Annotated in this window: 17 protein-coding genes and 1 pseudogene; 7 read left to right on the top strand and 11 right to left on the bottom strand. The window is 58.4% G+C overall.

The genetic code is table 11. From position 1 onward, the window contains the following. Positions 1-317: 317 nt before the first annotated feature. From ICA16_RS27275 to ICA16_RS27265, 3 genes are all read right to left on the bottom strand, one after another. A complete protein-coding gene (locus tag ICA16_RS27275; protein ID WP_150618550.1) occupies positions 318-950 on the bottom strand; it encodes a LysE family translocator in 633 nt (210 codons plus the stop codon). Positions 951-1039: 89 nt separating this feature from the next. Beyond that, positions 1040-2389 (bottom strand): NCS2 family permease, encoded by a 1350-nt coding sequence (locus ICA16_RS27270; RefSeq protein WP_042558436.1) that lies wholly within the window; start codon positions 2387-2389, stop codon positions 1040-1042. A gap of 317 nt (positions 2390-2706) precedes the next feature. Continuing rightward, the gene (locus ICA16_RS27265; protein WP_210702094.1) at positions 2707-3153 is read right to left on the bottom strand and encodes a MarR family winged helix-turn-helix transcriptional regulator; all 447 of its coding nucleotides are present in this window, start codon (positions 3151-3153) and stop codon (positions 2707-2709) included. An 82-nt stretch (positions 3154-3235) separates the two neighbouring features. Between ICA16_RS27265 and ICA16_RS27260 the strand changes: the two genes are divergently transcribed. Further along, entirely contained in the window at positions 3236-4402 is a 1167-nt protein-coding gene (locus ICA16_RS27260) for an aminotransferase-like domain-containing protein (RefSeq protein ID WP_210702093.1), read from the top strand. A 166-nt stretch (positions 4403-4568) separates the two neighbouring features. On the opposite strand, the gene ICA16_RS27255 is transcribed toward ICA16_RS27260, so the two are convergent. From ICA16_RS27255 to ICA16_RS27235, 5 genes are all read right to left on the bottom strand, one after another. After that, positions 4569-4940, bottom strand: a complete 372-nt coding sequence (locus ICA16_RS27255; RefSeq protein WP_115148227.1) for a glutathione S-transferase N-terminal domain-containing protein — start codon at positions 4938-4940, stop codon at positions 4569-4571. Positions 4941-5043: 103 nt separating this feature from the next. Continuing rightward, positions 5044-5589 carry a GTP cyclohydrolase I FolE gene (folE, locus tag ICA16_RS27250; protein ID WP_003204506.1) on the bottom strand — a complete coding sequence of 182 codons (546 nt, stop codon included), beginning with the start codon at positions 5587-5589 and terminating at the stop codon, positions 5044-5046. A 77-nt stretch (positions 5590-5666) separates the two neighbouring features. Beyond that, on the bottom strand, positions 5667-6224 hold the full coding sequence (locus ICA16_RS27245) for a Smr/MutS family protein (RefSeq protein ID WP_210702092.1): 558 nt from the start codon (positions 6222-6224) through the stop codon (positions 5667-5669). Between the two features lie 73 nt (positions 6225-6297). Further along, complete coding sequence (locus ICA16_RS27240) at positions 6298-6618, bottom strand: hypothetical protein (RefSeq protein ID WP_042558444.1); 321 nt, start codon at positions 6616-6618, stop codon at positions 6298-6300. Positions 6619-6748: 130 nt separating this feature from the next. Then, complete coding sequence (locus ICA16_RS27235) at positions 6749-7339, bottom strand: cysteine hydrolase family protein (protein ID WP_053118675.1); 591 nt, start codon at positions 7337-7339, stop codon at positions 6749-6751. 239 nt (positions 7340-7578) lie between these two features. Between ICA16_RS27235 and prmB the strand changes: the two genes are divergently transcribed. Beyond that, positions 7579-8487: a 50S ribosomal protein L3 N(5)-glutamine methyltransferase gene (prmB, locus tag ICA16_RS27230; RefSeq protein ID WP_150618555.1), complete on the top strand. Its 909-nt coding sequence runs from the start codon at positions 7579-7581 to the stop codon at positions 8485-8487. 83 nt (positions 8488-8570) lie between these two features. Here prmB and ICA16_RS27225 read toward each other — a convergent pair whose 3' ends face one another. Continuing rightward, entirely contained in the window at positions 8571-9362 is a 792-nt protein-coding gene (locus tag ICA16_RS27225) for a hypothetical protein (protein ID WP_150618556.1), read from the bottom strand. Positions 9363-9493: 131 nt separating this feature from the next. Further along, a complete protein-coding gene (locus ICA16_RS27220) occupies positions 9494-10447 on the bottom strand; it encodes an alpha/beta hydrolase (protein ID WP_210702091.1) in 954 nt (317 codons plus the stop codon). 130 nt (positions 10448-10577) lie between these two features. On the opposite strand from ICA16_RS27220, the gene aroC reads away from it, so the two are divergent. From aroC to mtnC, 5 genes and pseudogenes are all read left to right on the top strand, one after another. Next, positions 10578-11669 (top strand): chorismate synthase, encoded by a 1092-nt coding sequence (gene aroC, locus ICA16_RS27215; protein ID WP_210553627.1) that lies wholly within the window; start codon positions 10578-10580, stop codon positions 11667-11669. Between the two features lie 34 nt (positions 11670-11703). After that, positions 11704-12848, top strand: a pseudogene (locus ICA16_RS27210) (MFS transporter). Next, on the top strand, positions 12845-13471 hold the full coding sequence (locus ICA16_RS27205; RefSeq protein WP_150649604.1) for a methylthioribulose 1-phosphate dehydratase: 627 nt from the start codon (positions 12845-12847) through the stop codon (positions 13469-13471). The pseudogene ICA16_RS27210 and the gene ICA16_RS27205 overlap by 4 nt, the downstream one beginning before the upstream one ends. Positions 13472-13565: 94 nt before the next feature. Beyond that, a complete protein-coding gene (locus ICA16_RS27200) occupies positions 13566-14111 on the top strand; it encodes a 1,2-dihydroxy-3-keto-5-methylthiopentene dioxygenase (protein ID WP_210553625.1) in 546 nt (181 codons plus the stop codon). 4 nt (positions 14112-14115) lie between these two features. After that, the gene (gene mtnC / locus ICA16_RS27195) at positions 14116-14799 is read left to right on the top strand and encodes an acireductone synthase (protein ID WP_150601300.1); all 684 of its coding nucleotides are present in this window, start codon (positions 14116-14118) and stop codon (positions 14797-14799) included. Between the two features lie 166 nt (positions 14800-14965). Here the strand turns inward: mtnC and ICA16_RS27190 are convergent, their stop codons facing one another. Continuing rightward, a complete protein-coding gene (locus tag ICA16_RS27190; protein ID WP_150601301.1) occupies positions 14966-15244 on the bottom strand; it encodes a DUF3509 domain-containing protein in 279 nt (92 codons plus the stop codon). Positions 15245-15499: the final 255 nt, after the last annotated feature.

The raw sequence follows: 15499 nt of genomic DNA, 5'->3' as shown, positions 1-15499 counted from the left end.
GGCGGGGAAGGCGCGGCGAAAAAACAATAGTTCAACGCCGGGATGTTGGCATGGATCTCGATAATGCGGATTTGCAGATGCTGGGCCATATAGAACTTCCTTGTTCTGGTATTGGTTGTCAGTTGTGCAGGAATATAGAGAGGGATTTTGGTTGGTGTATATCGAAGTGTTGTTACGTGGTGTTGCGGCGTACATCGAATTGAATAGAGTTACTTCATGATTCAGTTGAATTGATTTTTGTCAGCGTTTGTAACTGCTGTAGTCCGTTAAACAGTATTAACAGCAGTTACAACACCGTCGCTCAATCGTCGTCTTTCTCAGGAATGGCTGCTGAGCAAGGACGCCGCGCCTGCGCCGCCAAACAACCCGGCGCTGATCCGGTTGAACCAGCTCTGACCTTTGCCGCTGCGCAAATAACGGGCTGCACCATGGGCGCTCAGGCCGTAGGCGAGTTTGCATAGCAGATCGAGGAGGGTCCAGGTTGCAATCATTACCAGCAACTGCGGCAGAAATGCTTGCTCGGCGCTGAGGAATTGCGGCAAAAACGCGGCGAAGAAGAGGATGTCTTTCGGGTTGCTGGCACCCAATACAAACGCACGGCCGAACAGTGCGCGAAAGCGTGGCACCGGCGCCGCTTGCGGTACTTCGGCGGCCACTGATGGCTGGCGCGATTGCTGCCAGCTCTGCCAGGCGAGATAGAACAGGTACAGGGCACCGACAATTTTCAGTGCGCTGAACAGTTGCTCCGAAGCCAGGAGCAGGGCACCCAGTCCCAGCGCGGAAGCACTGAGCAAACAGATCGAGGCAATCACGCCGCCAAGAAACGCCGGGTACGAACGGCGCAAGCCGTAATTCAGACTGTTGCTGATCATCAGCAACGACAGTGGCCCCGGAATAAGGATCACCACCAGCGCAGCGCCGCTGAACAGCAGCCAGGTTTCCAGACTCATCACGTTCTCCTTTTTTAGTTGTACTCAAGAATGTGCAAAAGCCCCACCCGCAAGGGTGAGGCCGTTTTGAAGCTTGAACCGCGTGCCGCTTACAGGAAGATGAACTTGGCGAAGAAGATCGCGCAGAGCACCCACAGGCTGACGGAAATTTCCTTGAATTTGCCGGTGCCGGCTTTCAGCGCCACATAAGTGATGAAGCCCAGCGCAATACCATCGGCAACCGAAAACGTCAGCGGCATCATGATCGCGGTGACGATGGCCGGAATGGCGTCGGTGGCTTCGTCCCACTCGATGTGGGCCATGCTGCCCATCATCAGCATTGCAACGTAGATCAGTGCACCGGCGGTGGCGTAGGCGGGAATCATGCCGGCCAGCGGTGCAAAAAACATCGCCGCTATAAATAGCACACCGACGGTGACGGCGGTAAGACCAGTCCGACCACCAGCGGCCACGCCAGCGGCACTTTCCACATAACTGGTGACGGGCGGAACACCGACCACGGCGCCGAACACACTGGAAGCACTGTCGGCTTTCATGGCACGGGAGAGGTTTTCGATACGACCGTCAGCGTTCACCAGATTGGCACGCTGGGCAACGCCCATCAGAGTACCGGCGGTGTCGAACATGTGCACGAAGAGGAACGCGAGGACCACGCTGATCATGCTGACGTTGAATACGCCGGCCACATTCATCGCCATCCAGGTCGGTGCCAGGCTTGGCGGTGCCGACATGATGCCTTGATAGTGCACGAGGCCCAGGCCCCAACCGGCCAGGGTGACGGTGATGATGCTGATGAGGATCGCGCCAAATACGCGGTGGTAGCTGAGAATTGCGATCATCAGGAAGCAGACCGCGGCGAGCAGTGGGCCAGCTTCATGCAGAGAGCCCAGTTTGAGCAGAGTCGCCGGGCTATCGACGACGATGCCAGCGGTTTTCAAACCGATCAGCCCGAGAAACAAACCGACACCGGCGCCCATCGCGTGGCGCAGGCTGACCGGAATGCTGTTGAGCAGCCATTCGCGGATCCGCGAGAAGGTCAGAATCATGAACAACACACCCGAGACAAACACCGCACCGAGCGCGGTTTCCCAGTTGTAGCCCATGGTGCCGACCACGGTGTAGGTGAAAAACGCGTTGAGGCCCATGCCCGGCGCCAGACCAACCGGCCAGTTCGCGTACAGGCCCATCAACAGGCAGCCCAGTGCGGCGGCGATACAGGTGGCGACGAAGGCGGCCCCGTGGTCAATCCCGGCATCGGCCATGATGTTGGGGTTGACGAAGATGATGTAAGCCATGGTGATGAAGGTTGTCAGACCGGCAATCAGCTCGGTCTTCACCGTGGTGCCATGCAAGCTGAGTTTAAACAGGCGCTCAAGCAAGCCATTGCGTAACGGCGGCGAGAGATCCAGCGTCGATGCTTCGGATTTGCGGCTTTCCACAGCGAGTACTCCTCAAGAGTTTTATTGTTATTTCCAGGGCCGGACCCATGAGGGGTGGCAGCGGCCCTTTGAGGCATACGCGAATTTGTTGACCATGCGGTCAGGAACTCGCACGCTGTGGATTATGCTTTTGTGTACAAATAAAGCAAATATTGTTTTCTGTTTTGTTTACGAAATGTCCGTCAATAGGGATATATCGCCCTTGCTAGCCTCATCGCTGGCAAGCCAGCTCCCACAGTGTTTATTTGTGGATCCGAATTCTGTGGTCAGCTCATAACCCCGTGGGAGCTGGCTTGCCAGCGATGAGGCCAGAGCATTCAATCAAAAGTCGCCTGACTGTCCCCCAACGCCAGATTCACCGCCAACCAACCATTCACCGCCACCTCCCCAGCCTCGGCAAACACCCGCTCCAGCAATTTCACCTGTTCACGCCGCAACACCTGTTCAAACTTTGCCCCTTCCGCAGTCAACGCCAGCAGTCGCTTACGCTTATCCGTCTCTGACGCGACGCTGTCCACCAGATGCATTTCCTGCAATTGCCGCAACGGCATGTTCAGCGCCTGCTTGCTCACGCCCAGCAAGGCCAGCAACTCCTTGACGCTCAGATTCGGGTAGCGGGCGATGAAAAACACAATGCGCTGATGCACCCGTGACAAACCTCGGCGCTCGAGCATTTCGTCAGCCTTGGCGGTGAACGCCTGATAACCGAAGAAAAACGCTTCCATGGCCTGCTGCTGACTGCTGGGGTTTTTAAGGTCAATCATGTTGACGTACTCGCTCAAGCTGTCGTAATTTCAGTCAACAAGTTTGACTCATTTTTCACACGCCTTGCTACCGGTGACCTCCATGGCATTTTCCGAACGTGTTTCGCGCCTTAAAAGTTCTCTGATCCGTGAAATCCTTGCCGCAGCCCAGCGCCCGGAAGTGATGTCGTTCGCCGGCGGCCTGCCGGCAGAAGCGATGTTGCCGAAAGTCGAATGGGCCGACATGCCCCTGTCGCTCGGTCAGTACGGTATGAGCGAGGGCGAACCAGCATTGCGTGAAGCCTTGGCAGCAGAGGCGAGGGCGCTGGGGTTGGCCTGCGAGGCGAGTCAGGTGCTGGTGGTCAGCGGCTCTCAGCAAACGCTGGATCTGGCGGCAAAACTGTACATCGACAAAGGCACCGAGATTCTGCTGGAGGCGCCGACTTACCTGGCGGCATTGCAGATTTTCCAGCTGTTCGGGGCTGATTGCCTGACTGTGCAGCAGGAGGCCGACGGCCCGAACCTTGCGCAACTGCGCACACGCCTGGAACAGCATCGTCCGGCGTTCATCTACCTGATCCCGACGTTCCAGAACCCCTCTGCCGTGCGCTACAGCGAGGCTAAGCGCGCAGCCGTCGCCGCTCTGCTCGACGAATTCGGCGTGACCCTGATCGAAGACGAACCGTACCGCGAACTGACGTTCGATGGCGGCAGCGCCAAGCCGATCACCGCACGCCTGAAGAAATCCAGCTGGATCTACACCGGCACCGTGTCGAAAACCCTTCTGCCGGGTTTGCGTGTCGGCTACCTGATCGCCAGCCCGGATCTGTTCCCGCATCTGCTCAAGCTCAAGCAATCAGCGGACCTGCACACCAATCGCATCGGCCAGTGGCAGGCGTTGCAGTGGATCGGCAGCGAAAAATATCAGCAGCACTTAACTGAATTGCGCGGCTTCTATCGTGAGCGTCGCGATGGCTTTCAAGCGGCACTGCAAATGCACTTTGCCGATCTGGCCGACTGGAACGTGCCACAGGGTGGGCTGTTTTTCTGGCTGACGTTGAAACAGCCGCTGGACACGCGAACGTTGCTCAACGAAGCCTTGGCCAATGATGTGGCGTTCATGCCGGGCGAGCCGTTCTTTCCCGATCCGGACAACCATCATGGGCATTTGCGTTTGAATTTCAGCCACATCGACCCGGCGCGACTGGATGAAGGGCTGAAGCGATTGGCTGCGGTGGTGCGCCAGGCGCAGATAGAAAAAGCGGCCTGAAAAACAAATAAACCGGCTCGAGGGCCGGTTTATTTTTGTCTGGGATTTGCGGTGTCTTTACTGGCCTCATCGCTGGCAAGCCAGCTCCCACAGTGATCTGTGGCGTTCACAGAACCTGTGGGAGCTGGCTTGCCAGCGATGAGGACATCAGCAACACCACAATCCATCAGACCGCCGCAAACCGCTTATCCAGATAATCAATAATCACCTTGGACTCATACATCCAGGTCGTCTGCCCATTCTCTTCAATGCGCAGGCACGGCACCTTGATCCGGCCGCCCTGTTCCAGCAGCGTCTGGCGATCCTGCTCGTTGTTCTTCGCATCCTTCAACGCCACCGGCACGTTCAAACGACGCAGGGTGCGGCGGGTTTTTACACAGAACGGGCAGGCGTGGAACTGATACAGGGTCAGGTCTTTGGCAGCCGCATCGACTTGCGCCTGAGCAGCGGCGGGGCGCTGTTTCTTGCCCGGACGGGTGATGAAGTCGACGAAAATAACCAGTTGGCCGAGGCCGACACGAAGCGCTTTGACGAACACGTTGAAAGCCTCACGGTGCACATTGAGAAAGGCGCGCAGCTTACCCGATTTTTCACGGGCGAAAAAAAACCGGCGATCAACGCCGGTTTTTTTGTGTGACGAGTTACTTGATCAGGCTGAGGAATTCGCTGCGGGTCGCAGCGTTTTCCCGGAACTCACCGAGCATCACCGAAGTGATCATCGACGAATTCTGCTTCTCGACACCGCGCATCATCATGCACATGTGCTTGGCCTCGATCACCACGGCAACGCCCAGCGCACCGGTAACTTGCTGCACCGCGTCGGCGATCTGGCGGCTGAGGTTTTCCTGAATCTGCAGGCGACGGGCGTACATGTCGACGATCCGCGCGACTTTCGACAGGCCCAGCACTTTGCCGCTCGGGATATACGCGACGTGAGCCTTGCCGATAAACGGCAGCAGGTGGTGTTCGCACAACGAATACAACTCGATGTCCTTGACCAGCACCATTTCGCTGTTGTCGGAGCTGAACAGGGCACCGTTGGTGACCTCTTCAAGCGTCTGTTCGTAACCGCGGCAGAGGTACTGCATGGCTTTGGCGGCACGCTTTGGCGTGTCGAGCAGGCCCTCGCGGGAGACGTCCTCGCCCAATTGGCCGAGAATCGCGGTGTAATTCTGTTCCAGGGACATGAAACTACCTGTGGGGATTTTCGCAAAGGGCAAGGGTACGGTGGCGGACACGCCCCTGCAAGTTCGGTGTAACGCGATTATTCGTCGCGGCCTTCCATCATGGTGCGTTTGAGCATCACGTAAACCGCGCCGGCGCCGCCATGTCGGGCCTGGCATGAGCAGAAACCCAGCACTTGCGCGTGCTGGCGCAACCAGGTGTTGACGTGGCTTTTGATCATTGGCCGCTTGCCGTCCAGCCGCACAGCCTTGCCGTGGGTGACGCGCACGCAGCGGATTTCGAATTTGGTCGCTTCGGCGAGGAACGCCCAGAGGGTTTCCCGGGCCTTTTCCACGTTCATGCCGTGCAGGTCGAGGCTGCCTTCGAACGGGATCTGCCCGACCTTGAGCTTGCGCATCTGACTTTCCTGAACCCCGTCGCGAGCCCACATCAGCTCGTCTTCCGGGCCGACGTCGATCACGAACTGATCCGACAGACCGTCAACGGTAGCTTGGTCGGTGCGCACGGTGGCCGATTGGCGCAGCTTGGCGATCTGGGCGCGGTCAGTCTTGGGTTTGCCGGTGTCGGCGCGATCGTGCTTGATCGGCTTGACGCCGCGCAGCTCGTTTTTGAACAGGGAAAAATCGTCGTCTTGCATGTCAGCCTCCGCGAAGGGCGGCCAGTTTACCCAAGTCGAAACAAAACGGCCCGGCAAAAAGCCAGGCCGTCGATCAGTCGTGTTTTTTCATCAGGTGCGGGGACATGTTCAGTTCCCGCGATTGCCGTGCGCGACGGCGGCAGCGACGCCATAGGGCGACACCGAAATACAGAAACAGCAAACCGACCGCCAGAATAATCGCCGAGCCCATGGGCGTGGCGTTCAAGTCACCGAGCGCCGGCGGGCGTCCCAGCAGGCTGGCAGCACCGGCCATCGCCAGCAGCACGCCAAACGTCGCCAGAATGGCGGCGAATGCTGCGCCGAAGCGAAAACGCCAGTTGCTTTGGCCTTTGGGCCGCAAGCGGCGTGCGTCAAATCCATCGGATAACTTCATTCCGACCTTCCTCAATGGTATCGGCCCTTCGACCGGGAGTTGACCGGGTTGTTCCTGAGGCTATGGCATTTGCGGCAAATGAGAGGCTTTTGCGGATGAGCGGCGGCATGAGCCGCTCATCAAGCGGCGATCAGATCAGGTCTTGAGTCAAAGCGAGCGTGGCGAAGTTGTCGGCCATGATCGCCATTTCCGCCTCCTGTACGAGTTCGGCGCTGAGTACACGGCCCTTGAACGGCAAGTCACGGGTGGCGCAAGCGTCTTCAACCAGGGTACAGCGGAAACCCAGGTTCTTCGCTGCGCGCACGGTGGTGCTGACGCTGGAATGGCTCATGAAGCCGCAAACGATCAGGTCCAGCGAGCCGAGGTTTTGCAGGCGATCGAGCAATTCAGTGCCGTGAAACGCGCTCGGCAGCAGTTTGCCGATGATGGTTTCATCACCTTGCGGCTCAAGGCCGGGGATGAATTCGCCGCGTTCACCTTGCGGGTCGAACAGGCCACCGACGGTGCCGAGGTGACGCACGTGCACAATCGGCCGACCGGCTGCACGGGCTGCGGCAACCACTTGTTTGATGTTTGCGACGGCCGCGTCCATGCCGCTCAGGGCCAGCGGGCCACTGAGATATTCTTTCTGGGCATCGATGATGACCACGGTCGCATGGCTCAGTGTGGCCGCTGCGTAACCGCGACCGCTGAGTTGAAACATCGTTTTTGGAACGGACATTCTGGGGCTCCTTGGGGTGGGGCTTTTGCGGCATTGTCCTCTGGCTGAGCGGTTCTGTGAATCGCTACCATCGTAGGCACCGTCGTTATTGGCCTGCAGCCTTGTCAAGTTACACGTTCTGTTCAATAGCGGATAAGAAAAACAGAACAGTCCTACGGTCGGCCCGGTGTTTTTCCTGCGTCGTCGTAGCGCGTTTTGGCTGGTAGAATCGCCAGTCGTTTTTTCTGGAGTTCTGCCCCGTGATCACTTCCCGACTTCGTACCCTGCGCGACCATATCCGTTGGGCCGTCAGCCGCTTCCATGGGGAGGATCTGTTTTTCGGCCATGGCACCGACAATGCGTGGGACGAAGCCCGCCAGTTGGTGCTGGGGGCTCTGCACCTGCCGTGGGAAATCGCCGATAGCTATCTGGATTGCGCGCTGGAAGACGATGAGCTGGTTAATCTGCAACGCCTGCTCAAACGCCGCATCGAAGAGCGCATTCCAACGGCTTATCTGTTGGGTGAAGCGTGGTTCTGCGGCATGTCGTTCATTGTCGATGAGCGTGTGTTGATTCCGCGTTCGCCGATTGGCGAGCTGATCGAAAACCGTTTTGCGCCTTGGATCGGCGATGAACCTGCGCGAATTCTTGACCTGTGCACCGGCTCCGGTTGCATCGGTATCGCCTGCGCTTACGAGTTCCAGAACGCTGAAGTCGTGCTGGCGGACCTGTCGTTCGAAGCGCTGGAAGTGGCCAATCAGAATATCGAACGCCATGGCGTCGATGAGCGCGTGTACACCGTGCAGGGCGATGGCTTTGATGGATTGCCGGGTCAGCGTTTCGACCTGATCGTGTCGAACCCGCCTTACGTGGATGCCGAAGATTTCGCCGACATGCCGGACGAATATCAACACGAACCGGAGTTGGGTCTGGCCTGCGGTGATGACGGTCTGAACCTGGTGCGACGGATGCTCGCCGAAGCGGCGGATCATCTGACCGAGAAGGGTTTGCTGATTGTTGAAGTCGGCAATAGCCAGGTGCACGTTGATGCGCTGTACCCGGAAGTCGATTTTGCCTGGCTTGAGTTCCAGCGCGGCGGGCATGGCGTGTTCATGCTGACCGCAGAGCAGTGCCGCGATCATCAGGCGCTGTTCGCGTCACGCGTATAACCCTTTAAAAGCAAAAGATCGCAGCCTTCGGCAGGTGTACACCATCCCCGTGTAGGAGCTGCCGCAGGCTGCGATCTTTTGATCTACCGGTGTGTCGCAATCCAGATCAACAACCCCGCCTGAAACACCGCGAACGCCACCAGACACGTAATGGTGAACCGCAGCCCAGCGTCTTCGCGCTTGAACTTGCTGACCTTGTCTTCCTGCTTTTTGAGCTTCACTTCCTGCTCGGCCAGATTCTGCTCAGCCTGCTGAAGCATCTGCGCCGCTTCAAGAATTTCGACGACTTGCAGCTTTTCGCTGTTCCAGTCACCCAGCAAGTCACCGACCTGCACTTCCTTGACGCTGCCCTTCAAATGCTGCGCATCGGCGTACGCCACATCAAAACCATGCACGCGCAGGAAATGATCGCGACGCAGGCGAGTGTCCTCGTTCAGCGCGTCCTTGTTGTTCAAGTCCATGCCGTCGACGGTGTAGGTGGGCCAGCGTTTTTTCGCCCAGTTGATGCCTTGCGCAGCGACGAAACGGCCGATGCCACGGTTCAACGGTTCGATCTGCAAGCCGCTGTCCGGGCCGAAATGCACACGTTTGGTGGTGTGATTGACCCACACATCGAGCAGATTCTGTTCTTTGCGCACGCGCTGGCCAGGCAGTTTGATCGCCATGCGCATCAGGCTTTGTTCTTTGCTGTTGCGTTCGGCGTAACCGAACTCGACAAAGCGCAGCGGCCGGCCACCGGTGTTGCGGTCGGTCTGCAACGGGGCCAGGCGGAGCATCTTGTGGTGCTCGGCGTGGACATCCGCCCACGGCAGCTCGACCGCTGGCGGTGCGTCTTTTTCAGCGGTGGTGTCGGGTGAAGTCTGCGTATCAGTCATAACGGCGAGATCCTGTCCAAGCCCTGCTTGTCACCAGCTATTGCGCTGGCGACAAAGGCTTATCGGCCGTTTTCTTCAGGACTGGAGGGGGATCAGGCGGGAAAACTGCCTGAAACGCCCCCAGTTGAGGCTTAACGGGTGCGAAGTCCGTCAATAAACTCGATGATTTGCGCACCAAGCTCCGCAGCCAGCGGCAAGTTTGGATCCTTGTAGGAGGCCAATTGCCGCTTCATGTCGTTATGCACGATGCGCAGCACATGGTTCATGCCTTCGATCACCACCAGTTCGGCATCGGGTTTGGCAGCCTTGAGCAATTTCGCGTCTTCGGTACCGACCTGCATGTCGTTGCTGCCCTGGACAATCAGCGCCGGCATTGGCAATTGTGCGAATGCTTTTGCGGGATCCTGACGGAATAGCGAAATCAGATACGGCTGCACGCTCGGACGGAATATCACTTGCAGCTGCGCCGGCACATTGTCATCGACGTGACCGGCCTTGAGGCTGTCGAGCAGTTCATTGCTGCGCAACATCAAGGGCGGCGGCAGGCTGCGGGCCAGTTGTTCACGAATCACCTGATCGACCGGCCGGGCACTGCCGGACAAGGAAATCACGGCGGCCGCGTCTACCTTTGGCGCAGCGAGGGTGGCGATCAGCGCGCCTTCACTGTGACCGAGCAGAATCAGTTGACCGAAACGCGGATCCGCCTTGAGCTTTTGTCCCCACGCCACCGCGTCGGCCGCGTAGGCCTCGACTGACAGATTGCGCTCATCCGGCGTCGCCGCCAGGCTCGCAGCCACGCCGCGCTTGTCGTAACGCACGCTGGCGATGTTGTGTTTGGCCAAGACCCAGGCCAGCCGTTTGAGGCTGTCGTTGCGCCCGCCGTCAGGGTTGTTTCCGTCACGATCCGTAGGACCTGAGCCAGAAATGATCAGGACAACCGGCACAGGCTTGTCGGATTTTGGCAGCAACAGCGAGCCGAAAAGTTCGCCGCTGCCGGTGTCCAGAGACATCGGGCGCTGTAGGACAGTCGCCTGGGCAAAGCCAGTAAAGAGGGTAAGACTCAAGATCAGAACTCGCAGCATCATCACGCCATCATTCGCCAAGGTGCCGGTTGGACTCACCAGCACCACTAAGGTTCGAGGATGAACTACTGGGTTAGCCTGCGTATACTGGCGCGCATCAAGAATTCGGGTTTGATTTCACGGAGCGTCCTGCATGTCCGGCAATACCTACGGCAAGTTGTTCACTGTCACCACCGCTGGCGAAAGTCATGGTCCGGCGTTGGTCGCCATTGTCGACGGCTGCCCGCCGGGCCTGGAGATTTGTGTCGCAGACCTGCAACGCGACCTCGATCGCCGCAAGCCCGGCACCAGCCGCCACACCACCCAGCGCCAAGAGCCCGACGAAGTCGAAATCCTTTCCGGCGTGTTCGAGGGGCGCACCACCGGTTGCTCGATTGGCCTGCTGATCCGCAACACCGACCAGAAGTCCAAGGACTACTCGGCGATCAAGGATCTGTTCCGCCCGGCTCACGCCGACTACACCTATCACCACAAATACGGCGAGCGCGACTACCGTGGCGGTGGCCGCAGCTCGGCGCGCGAGACCGCGATGCGTGTGGCGGCGGGTGCGATTGCGAAGAGATTCCTCGCCACCCAGGGCATCGTCATTCGTGGCTATATGAGCCAGCTCGGCCCGATCGAAATCCCGTTCAAGACCTGGGATTCGGTTGAAGAGAACGCCTTCTTCAGCCCTGACCCGGACAAAGTCCCCGAGCTCGAAGCCTACATGGACCAGTTGCGTCGTGATCAGGATTCGGTCGGAGCGAAAATCACCGTGGTCGCCGAAGGCGTGATGCCGGGTCTGGGCGAGCCGATTTTTGATCGTCTCGACGCCGAACTGGCCCATGCGCTGATGAGCATCAACGCGGTTAAAGGCGTGGAAATCGGCGCCGGTTTCGCATGCGTTGCCCAGCGCGGCACCGAGCATCGTGATGAAATGACCCCGGAAGGTTTCCTCAGCAACAACGCTGGCGGCATTCTCGGCGGTATCTCGTCCGGTCAGCCGATCGTTGCGCATCTGGCACTCAAGCCAACCTCGAGCATCACCACGCCGGGCCGTTCGATTGATGTCGATGGCAACCCGGTCGATGTGATCACCAAGGGCCGTCACGACCCGTGCGTGGGTATCCGCGCCACGCCGATTGCCGAGGCGATGATGGCCATCGTGCTGATGGATCACCTGTTGCGTCACCGTGGGCAGAACGCCGACGTGCGCGTGAACACGCCGGTGCTGGGTCAGCTCTGATGGCAGATATCAAAGCCGCTGCGGCTTGAAGGGCGTGGCGGCGCTTCCTTACTGGCGGCTGTCCAGTTTTTATCTGTTCTATTTCGCCTTGCTCGGTTCGACGGCGCCGTTTCTGGCGCTGTACTTCGATCACCTCGGGTTCAGCGCCGCGCGCATCGGCGAACTGGTGGCAATCCCGATGTTGATGCGCTGTGTGGCGCCAAACATCTGGGGCTGGCTGGGTGATTACACCGGCAAACGTCTGGCCATCGTGCGCTTCGGCGCGGTTTGCACGTTGCTGACCTTCTCGTTGATTTTCGTCAGCAAGAGCTACGCCTGGCTGGCGATGGTCATGGCTTTGCACGCGTTCTTCTGGCACGCGGTGTTGCCGCAGTTCGAAGTCATCACACTGGCGCATTTACAGGGCCAGACCTCGCGTTACAGCCAGATCCGCCTGTGGGGCTCGATTGGTTTCATCATCACCGTGGTCGCTTTGGGGCGTCTGTTCGAATGGCTCAGTCTTGACATCTACCCAGCGGCGCTGGTGTTGATCATGGCCGGCATCGTCCTCAGCAGTTTGTGGGTGCCGAACGCGCAACCGGCGCAGGGTAACCGACCGGGCGGGGAGGGCTTTCTCAAACAATTGCGCAGCCCTGGCGTGCTCGCGTTTTACGGCTGCGTGGCGCTGATGCAAATGAGCCACGGCCCGTATACACCTTTTTGACGCTGCACCTGGAAAAACTCGGTTACACACGAGGCGTGATCGGCATGCTCTGGGCGGTCGGTGTAGTCGCTGAAGTACTGATGTTCATGGCCATGAGCCGGATTCTGGCGCGGTTCTCAGTACGCCGGGTGCTGCTGGCCAGTTTTCTGTTGGCGGCCCTGCGCTGGTTACTGCTAGGTTCGTTCGCCGAGTTTCTCTGGGTTCTGCTGTTTGCGCAGGTTCTGCATGCGGCGACTTTCGGCAGTTTTCACGCCGCTGCCATCCAGTTCGTGCAACGTAGCTTCGGTGCGCGTCAACAGGGGCAGGGCCAGGCGCTGTATGCGGCACTGGCCGGCACCGGCGGTGCGCTGGGCGCGTTGTATTCCGGCTACAGCTGGAATGCCCTCGGGGCGACATTGACCTTTAGTATTGCCAGTCTCGCGGCGCTCGCGGCTGCCGTTATCATTGCCACACGGATGCAAGAGGACAGGCCATGAGCCTTACGCGTGAACAACTCGCCCAGCAAATCGTCGACGCCGGGCGTTTCCTTTATGGTCGCGGCTGGTCACCGGCCACCAGCAGCAATTATTCGACGCGCCTGTCGGCCAGCGAAGCGTTGTTAACCGTGTCCGGCAAGCACAAGGGTCAGTTGGGACTGGACGATGTGCTTGCCACCGACCTGTCCGGTAACAGCCTGGAGCCGGGCAAAAAACCGTCCGCCGAAACCTTGCTGCACACCCAGCTCTACAGCTGGCGCCCGGAGATCGGTGCGGTGCTGCACACTCATTCGGTCAATGCCACGGTGCTGTCGCGCCTGACCCCGCAAGACTTTATCGAGTTCGAAGACTACGAACTGCAAAAAGCCTTCAGCGGCATCTCGACCCATGAATCCCGGGTGCGCGTGCCGATTTTCGACAACGATCAGGACATTGCGCGCCTCGCTGCCAAGGTGCAGCCTTGGCTCGACGCCCATCCCGATTGCGTCGGTTATCTGATTCGCGGTCACGGCCTCTACACCTGGGGTGCGCAGATGAGCGATGCACTGCGCCAGATCGAAGCCTTTGAATTCCTGTTTGAATGCGAGTTGAAAACCCGCAGCGTCATGAACCGCCAAGGCTGACTTCACCCGAAGTCGCCCATTTGCCTGATGAAATGCTGTGCCCGACCGGTCTGCAAGAACCGGACGGCAAGGCCGATACCGAGGAATTGCCCCAATGAGCAGCCTGTCCGTCTATCACGTTTCCAGCCCTGACATTCCGAACAAGGTGCTGACCCATCTCGAAGACATCGCCTCGACTCTGGCCGAGCAGGGCGTGCGCTTCGACCGCTGGCAAGCCACCGCGAAGATCCAGCCCGGCGCCACGCAGGAAGAGGTGATCAGCGCTTATAAAGAGCAGATCGACAAACTGATGACCGAGCGCGGTTACGTCACCGTCGACGTCATCAGCCTTAACAGCGACCACCCGCAAAAAGCCGAACTGCGTGCCAAGTTCCTCGAAGAACACCGCCACGGCGAAGACGAAGTCAGATTTTTCGTCGCCGGCCGTGGGCTGTTTACTCTGCACATCGACGATTACGTCTACGCCGTACTCTGCGAGAAGAATGACCTGATCTCGGTACCCGCCGGCACCAAGCACTGGTTCGACATGGGCGAGCATCCGCACTTTGTCGCGATTCGCCTGTTCAACAACCCGGACGGCTGGGTTGCCAATTTTACCGGCGAAGACATCGCCGGTCGCTTCCCGCGTCTGGAGGACTGAGCCCATGTCGATCAAAGTCATCCTCACCGACATCGAAGGCACCACCAGCGCCGTCAGTTTCGTCTTCGACGTGCTGTTTCCGTACGCGGCCAAACACCTGCCGGACTTCGTGCGCCAGAACGCAGAGCGTGCCGATGTCGCAGAGCAGCTCGACGCCGTACGTCGTGACAGCAACGAACCGCAGGCCGACGTTGAACGGGTTGTTGAAATCCTTTTGAGCTGGATTGCCGAAGACCGCAAAGCCACGCCGCTCAAAGCGTTGCAGGGCATGGTCTGGGAGCAGGGTTATCAGGCCGGGCAGTTGAAAGGGCATGTTTACCCGGATGCAGTTGAAGCACTTCAACGCTGGCACGCGGCCGGTTATCAACTGTTCGTGTATTCATCAGGTTCGATCCAGGCGCAGAAGCTGATCTTCGGCTGCTCGGAAGCGGGTGATCTGACGCCGCTGTTCAGCGGCTATTTCGACACCACATCGGGACCGAAACGTGAGACGCAGTCTTACACCAATATTCAACAGGCGATTGCTGTTGAACCTGCGCAGATTCTGTTTCTGTCGGACATCGTCGAAGAGCTCGATGCCGCTCAGTCTGCCGGTATGCAGACCTGCGGTCTGGCTCGCGAAGGCGGGGAGTTGGCGGGTCACGTAACCGTCGACAGCTTCACCGGAATCGAACCGGAAGCGTTCTGACGTCTACGCAAAACACTGAGCTGCGGCACGCTGCGATCTTTTGATCTTGTTCTTAAAAATCAAAAGATCGCAGCGTTCCGCAGCTCCTGGATAAATCTGAGCACAAAAAAACAGGCCGTGAAGCGAAAGCTCCACGGCCTGTTTTGTTTAACGAGTTCTTACGCAGTTACAGCGAGTGATAAGTCGGCAGGGCAAAACGCTGCTGGCTCTGCAGCATCGCAATCTGCGGCAACTCGCTGGCCTGTTCGGCCAGGTCACGACGAATCGCACTGATCGCCCACGACAGTTGGTCGCCGGCATGCAGTTGCTGATACGTCAGTGCACGTTTGAACACTTTGCCGTCGGCACTACGCAGCGTCAGCAAAATCCCGCCATCGGGACGCGGCGAGGTGGTGACGTCGAAGTTGGAGAACAGGGAGGTAAATTTCTCTTGAATCAGGCTCATGTTTTCAGCTCCGTATGCACTTGAATGGCAAGCATGCAAAGGAGGTTGCAGTGATTGTGCCAGCATCGGATAAAAATAAAACTGTTATAAATCAATAGCTTAAAAACAAGATGATTTTCTGTTGTCGTGCAAACTGCATGAATGGCCATCGTGCATCCTGCATTTTGCGGGATCGTTCAGGAATTAACGGAACCAATCGAGCTTTTCTGAATCATCGACATCGCCACCGCCCGGGCGGATACAAAACATTGCAAA

Source organism: Pseudomonas anatoliensis, from assembly GCF_017976235.1.
GTDB classification, from domain to species: domain Bacteria; phylum Pseudomonadota; class Gammaproteobacteria; order Pseudomonadales; family Pseudomonadaceae; genus Aquipseudomonas; species Aquipseudomonas anatoliensis.
Note: the sequence above shows the minus strand (reverse complement) of the source record. Positions and strands in the feature narration are given on the sequence as shown.

Excerpts from the sequence above, each read along its gene's own strand:
- ICA16_RS27240 (WP_042558444.1), bottom strand. The coding sequence starts at position 6,618 with ATGAAGTTATCCGATGGATTTGACGCACGCCGCTTGCGGCCCAAAGGC.
- ICA16_RS27235 (WP_053118675.1), bottom strand. The coding sequence starts at position 7,339 with ATGTCCGTTCCAAAAACGATGTTTCAACTCAGCGGTCGCGGTTACGCA.
- ICA16_RS27225 (WP_150618556.1), bottom strand. The coding sequence starts at position 9,362 with ATGACTGATACGCAGACTTCACCCGACACCACCGCTGAAAAAGACGCA.
- ICA16_RS27265 (WP_210702094.1), bottom strand. The coding sequence starts at position 3,153 with ATGATTGACCTTAAAAACCCCAGCAGTCAGCAGCAGGCCATGGAAGCG.
- ICA16_RS27220 (WP_210702091.1), bottom strand. The coding sequence starts at position 10,447 with ATGATGCTGCGAGTTCTGATCTTGAGTCTTACCCTCTTTACTGGCTTT.
- folE (WP_003204506.1), bottom strand. The coding sequence starts at position 5,589 with ATGTCCCTGGAACAGAATTACACCGCGATTCTCGGCCAATTGGGCGAG.
- mtnC (WP_150601300.1), top strand. The coding sequence starts at position 14,116 with ATGTCGATCAAAGTCATCCTCACCGACATCGAAGGCACCACCAGCGCC.
- aroC (WP_210553627.1), top strand. The coding sequence starts at position 10,578 with ATGTCCGGCAATACCTACGGCAAGTTGTTCACTGTCACCACCGCTGGC.
- ICA16_RS27245 (WP_210702092.1), bottom strand. The coding sequence starts at position 6,224 with ATGCAAGACGACGATTTTTCCCTGTTCAAAAACGAGCTGCGCGGCGTC.
- ICA16_RS27260 (WP_210702093.1), top strand. The coding sequence starts at position 3,236 with ATGGCATTTTCCGAACGTGTTTCGCGCCTTAAAAGTTCTCTGATCCGT.
- ICA16_RS27190 (WP_150601301.1), bottom strand. The coding sequence starts at position 15,244 with ATGAGCCTGATTCAAGAGAAATTTACCTCCCTGTTCTCCAACTTCGAC.
- ICA16_RS27275 (WP_150618550.1), bottom strand. The coding sequence starts at position 950 with ATGAGTCTGGAAACCTGGCTGCTGTTCAGCGGCGCTGCGCTGGTGGTG.
- ICA16_RS27200 (WP_210553625.1), top strand. The coding sequence starts at position 13,566 with ATGAGCAGCCTGTCCGTCTATCACGTTTCCAGCCCTGACATTCCGAAC.
- ICA16_RS27205 (WP_150649604.1), top strand. The coding sequence starts at position 12,845 with ATGAGCCTTACGCGTGAACAACTCGCCCAGCAAATCGTCGACGCCGGG.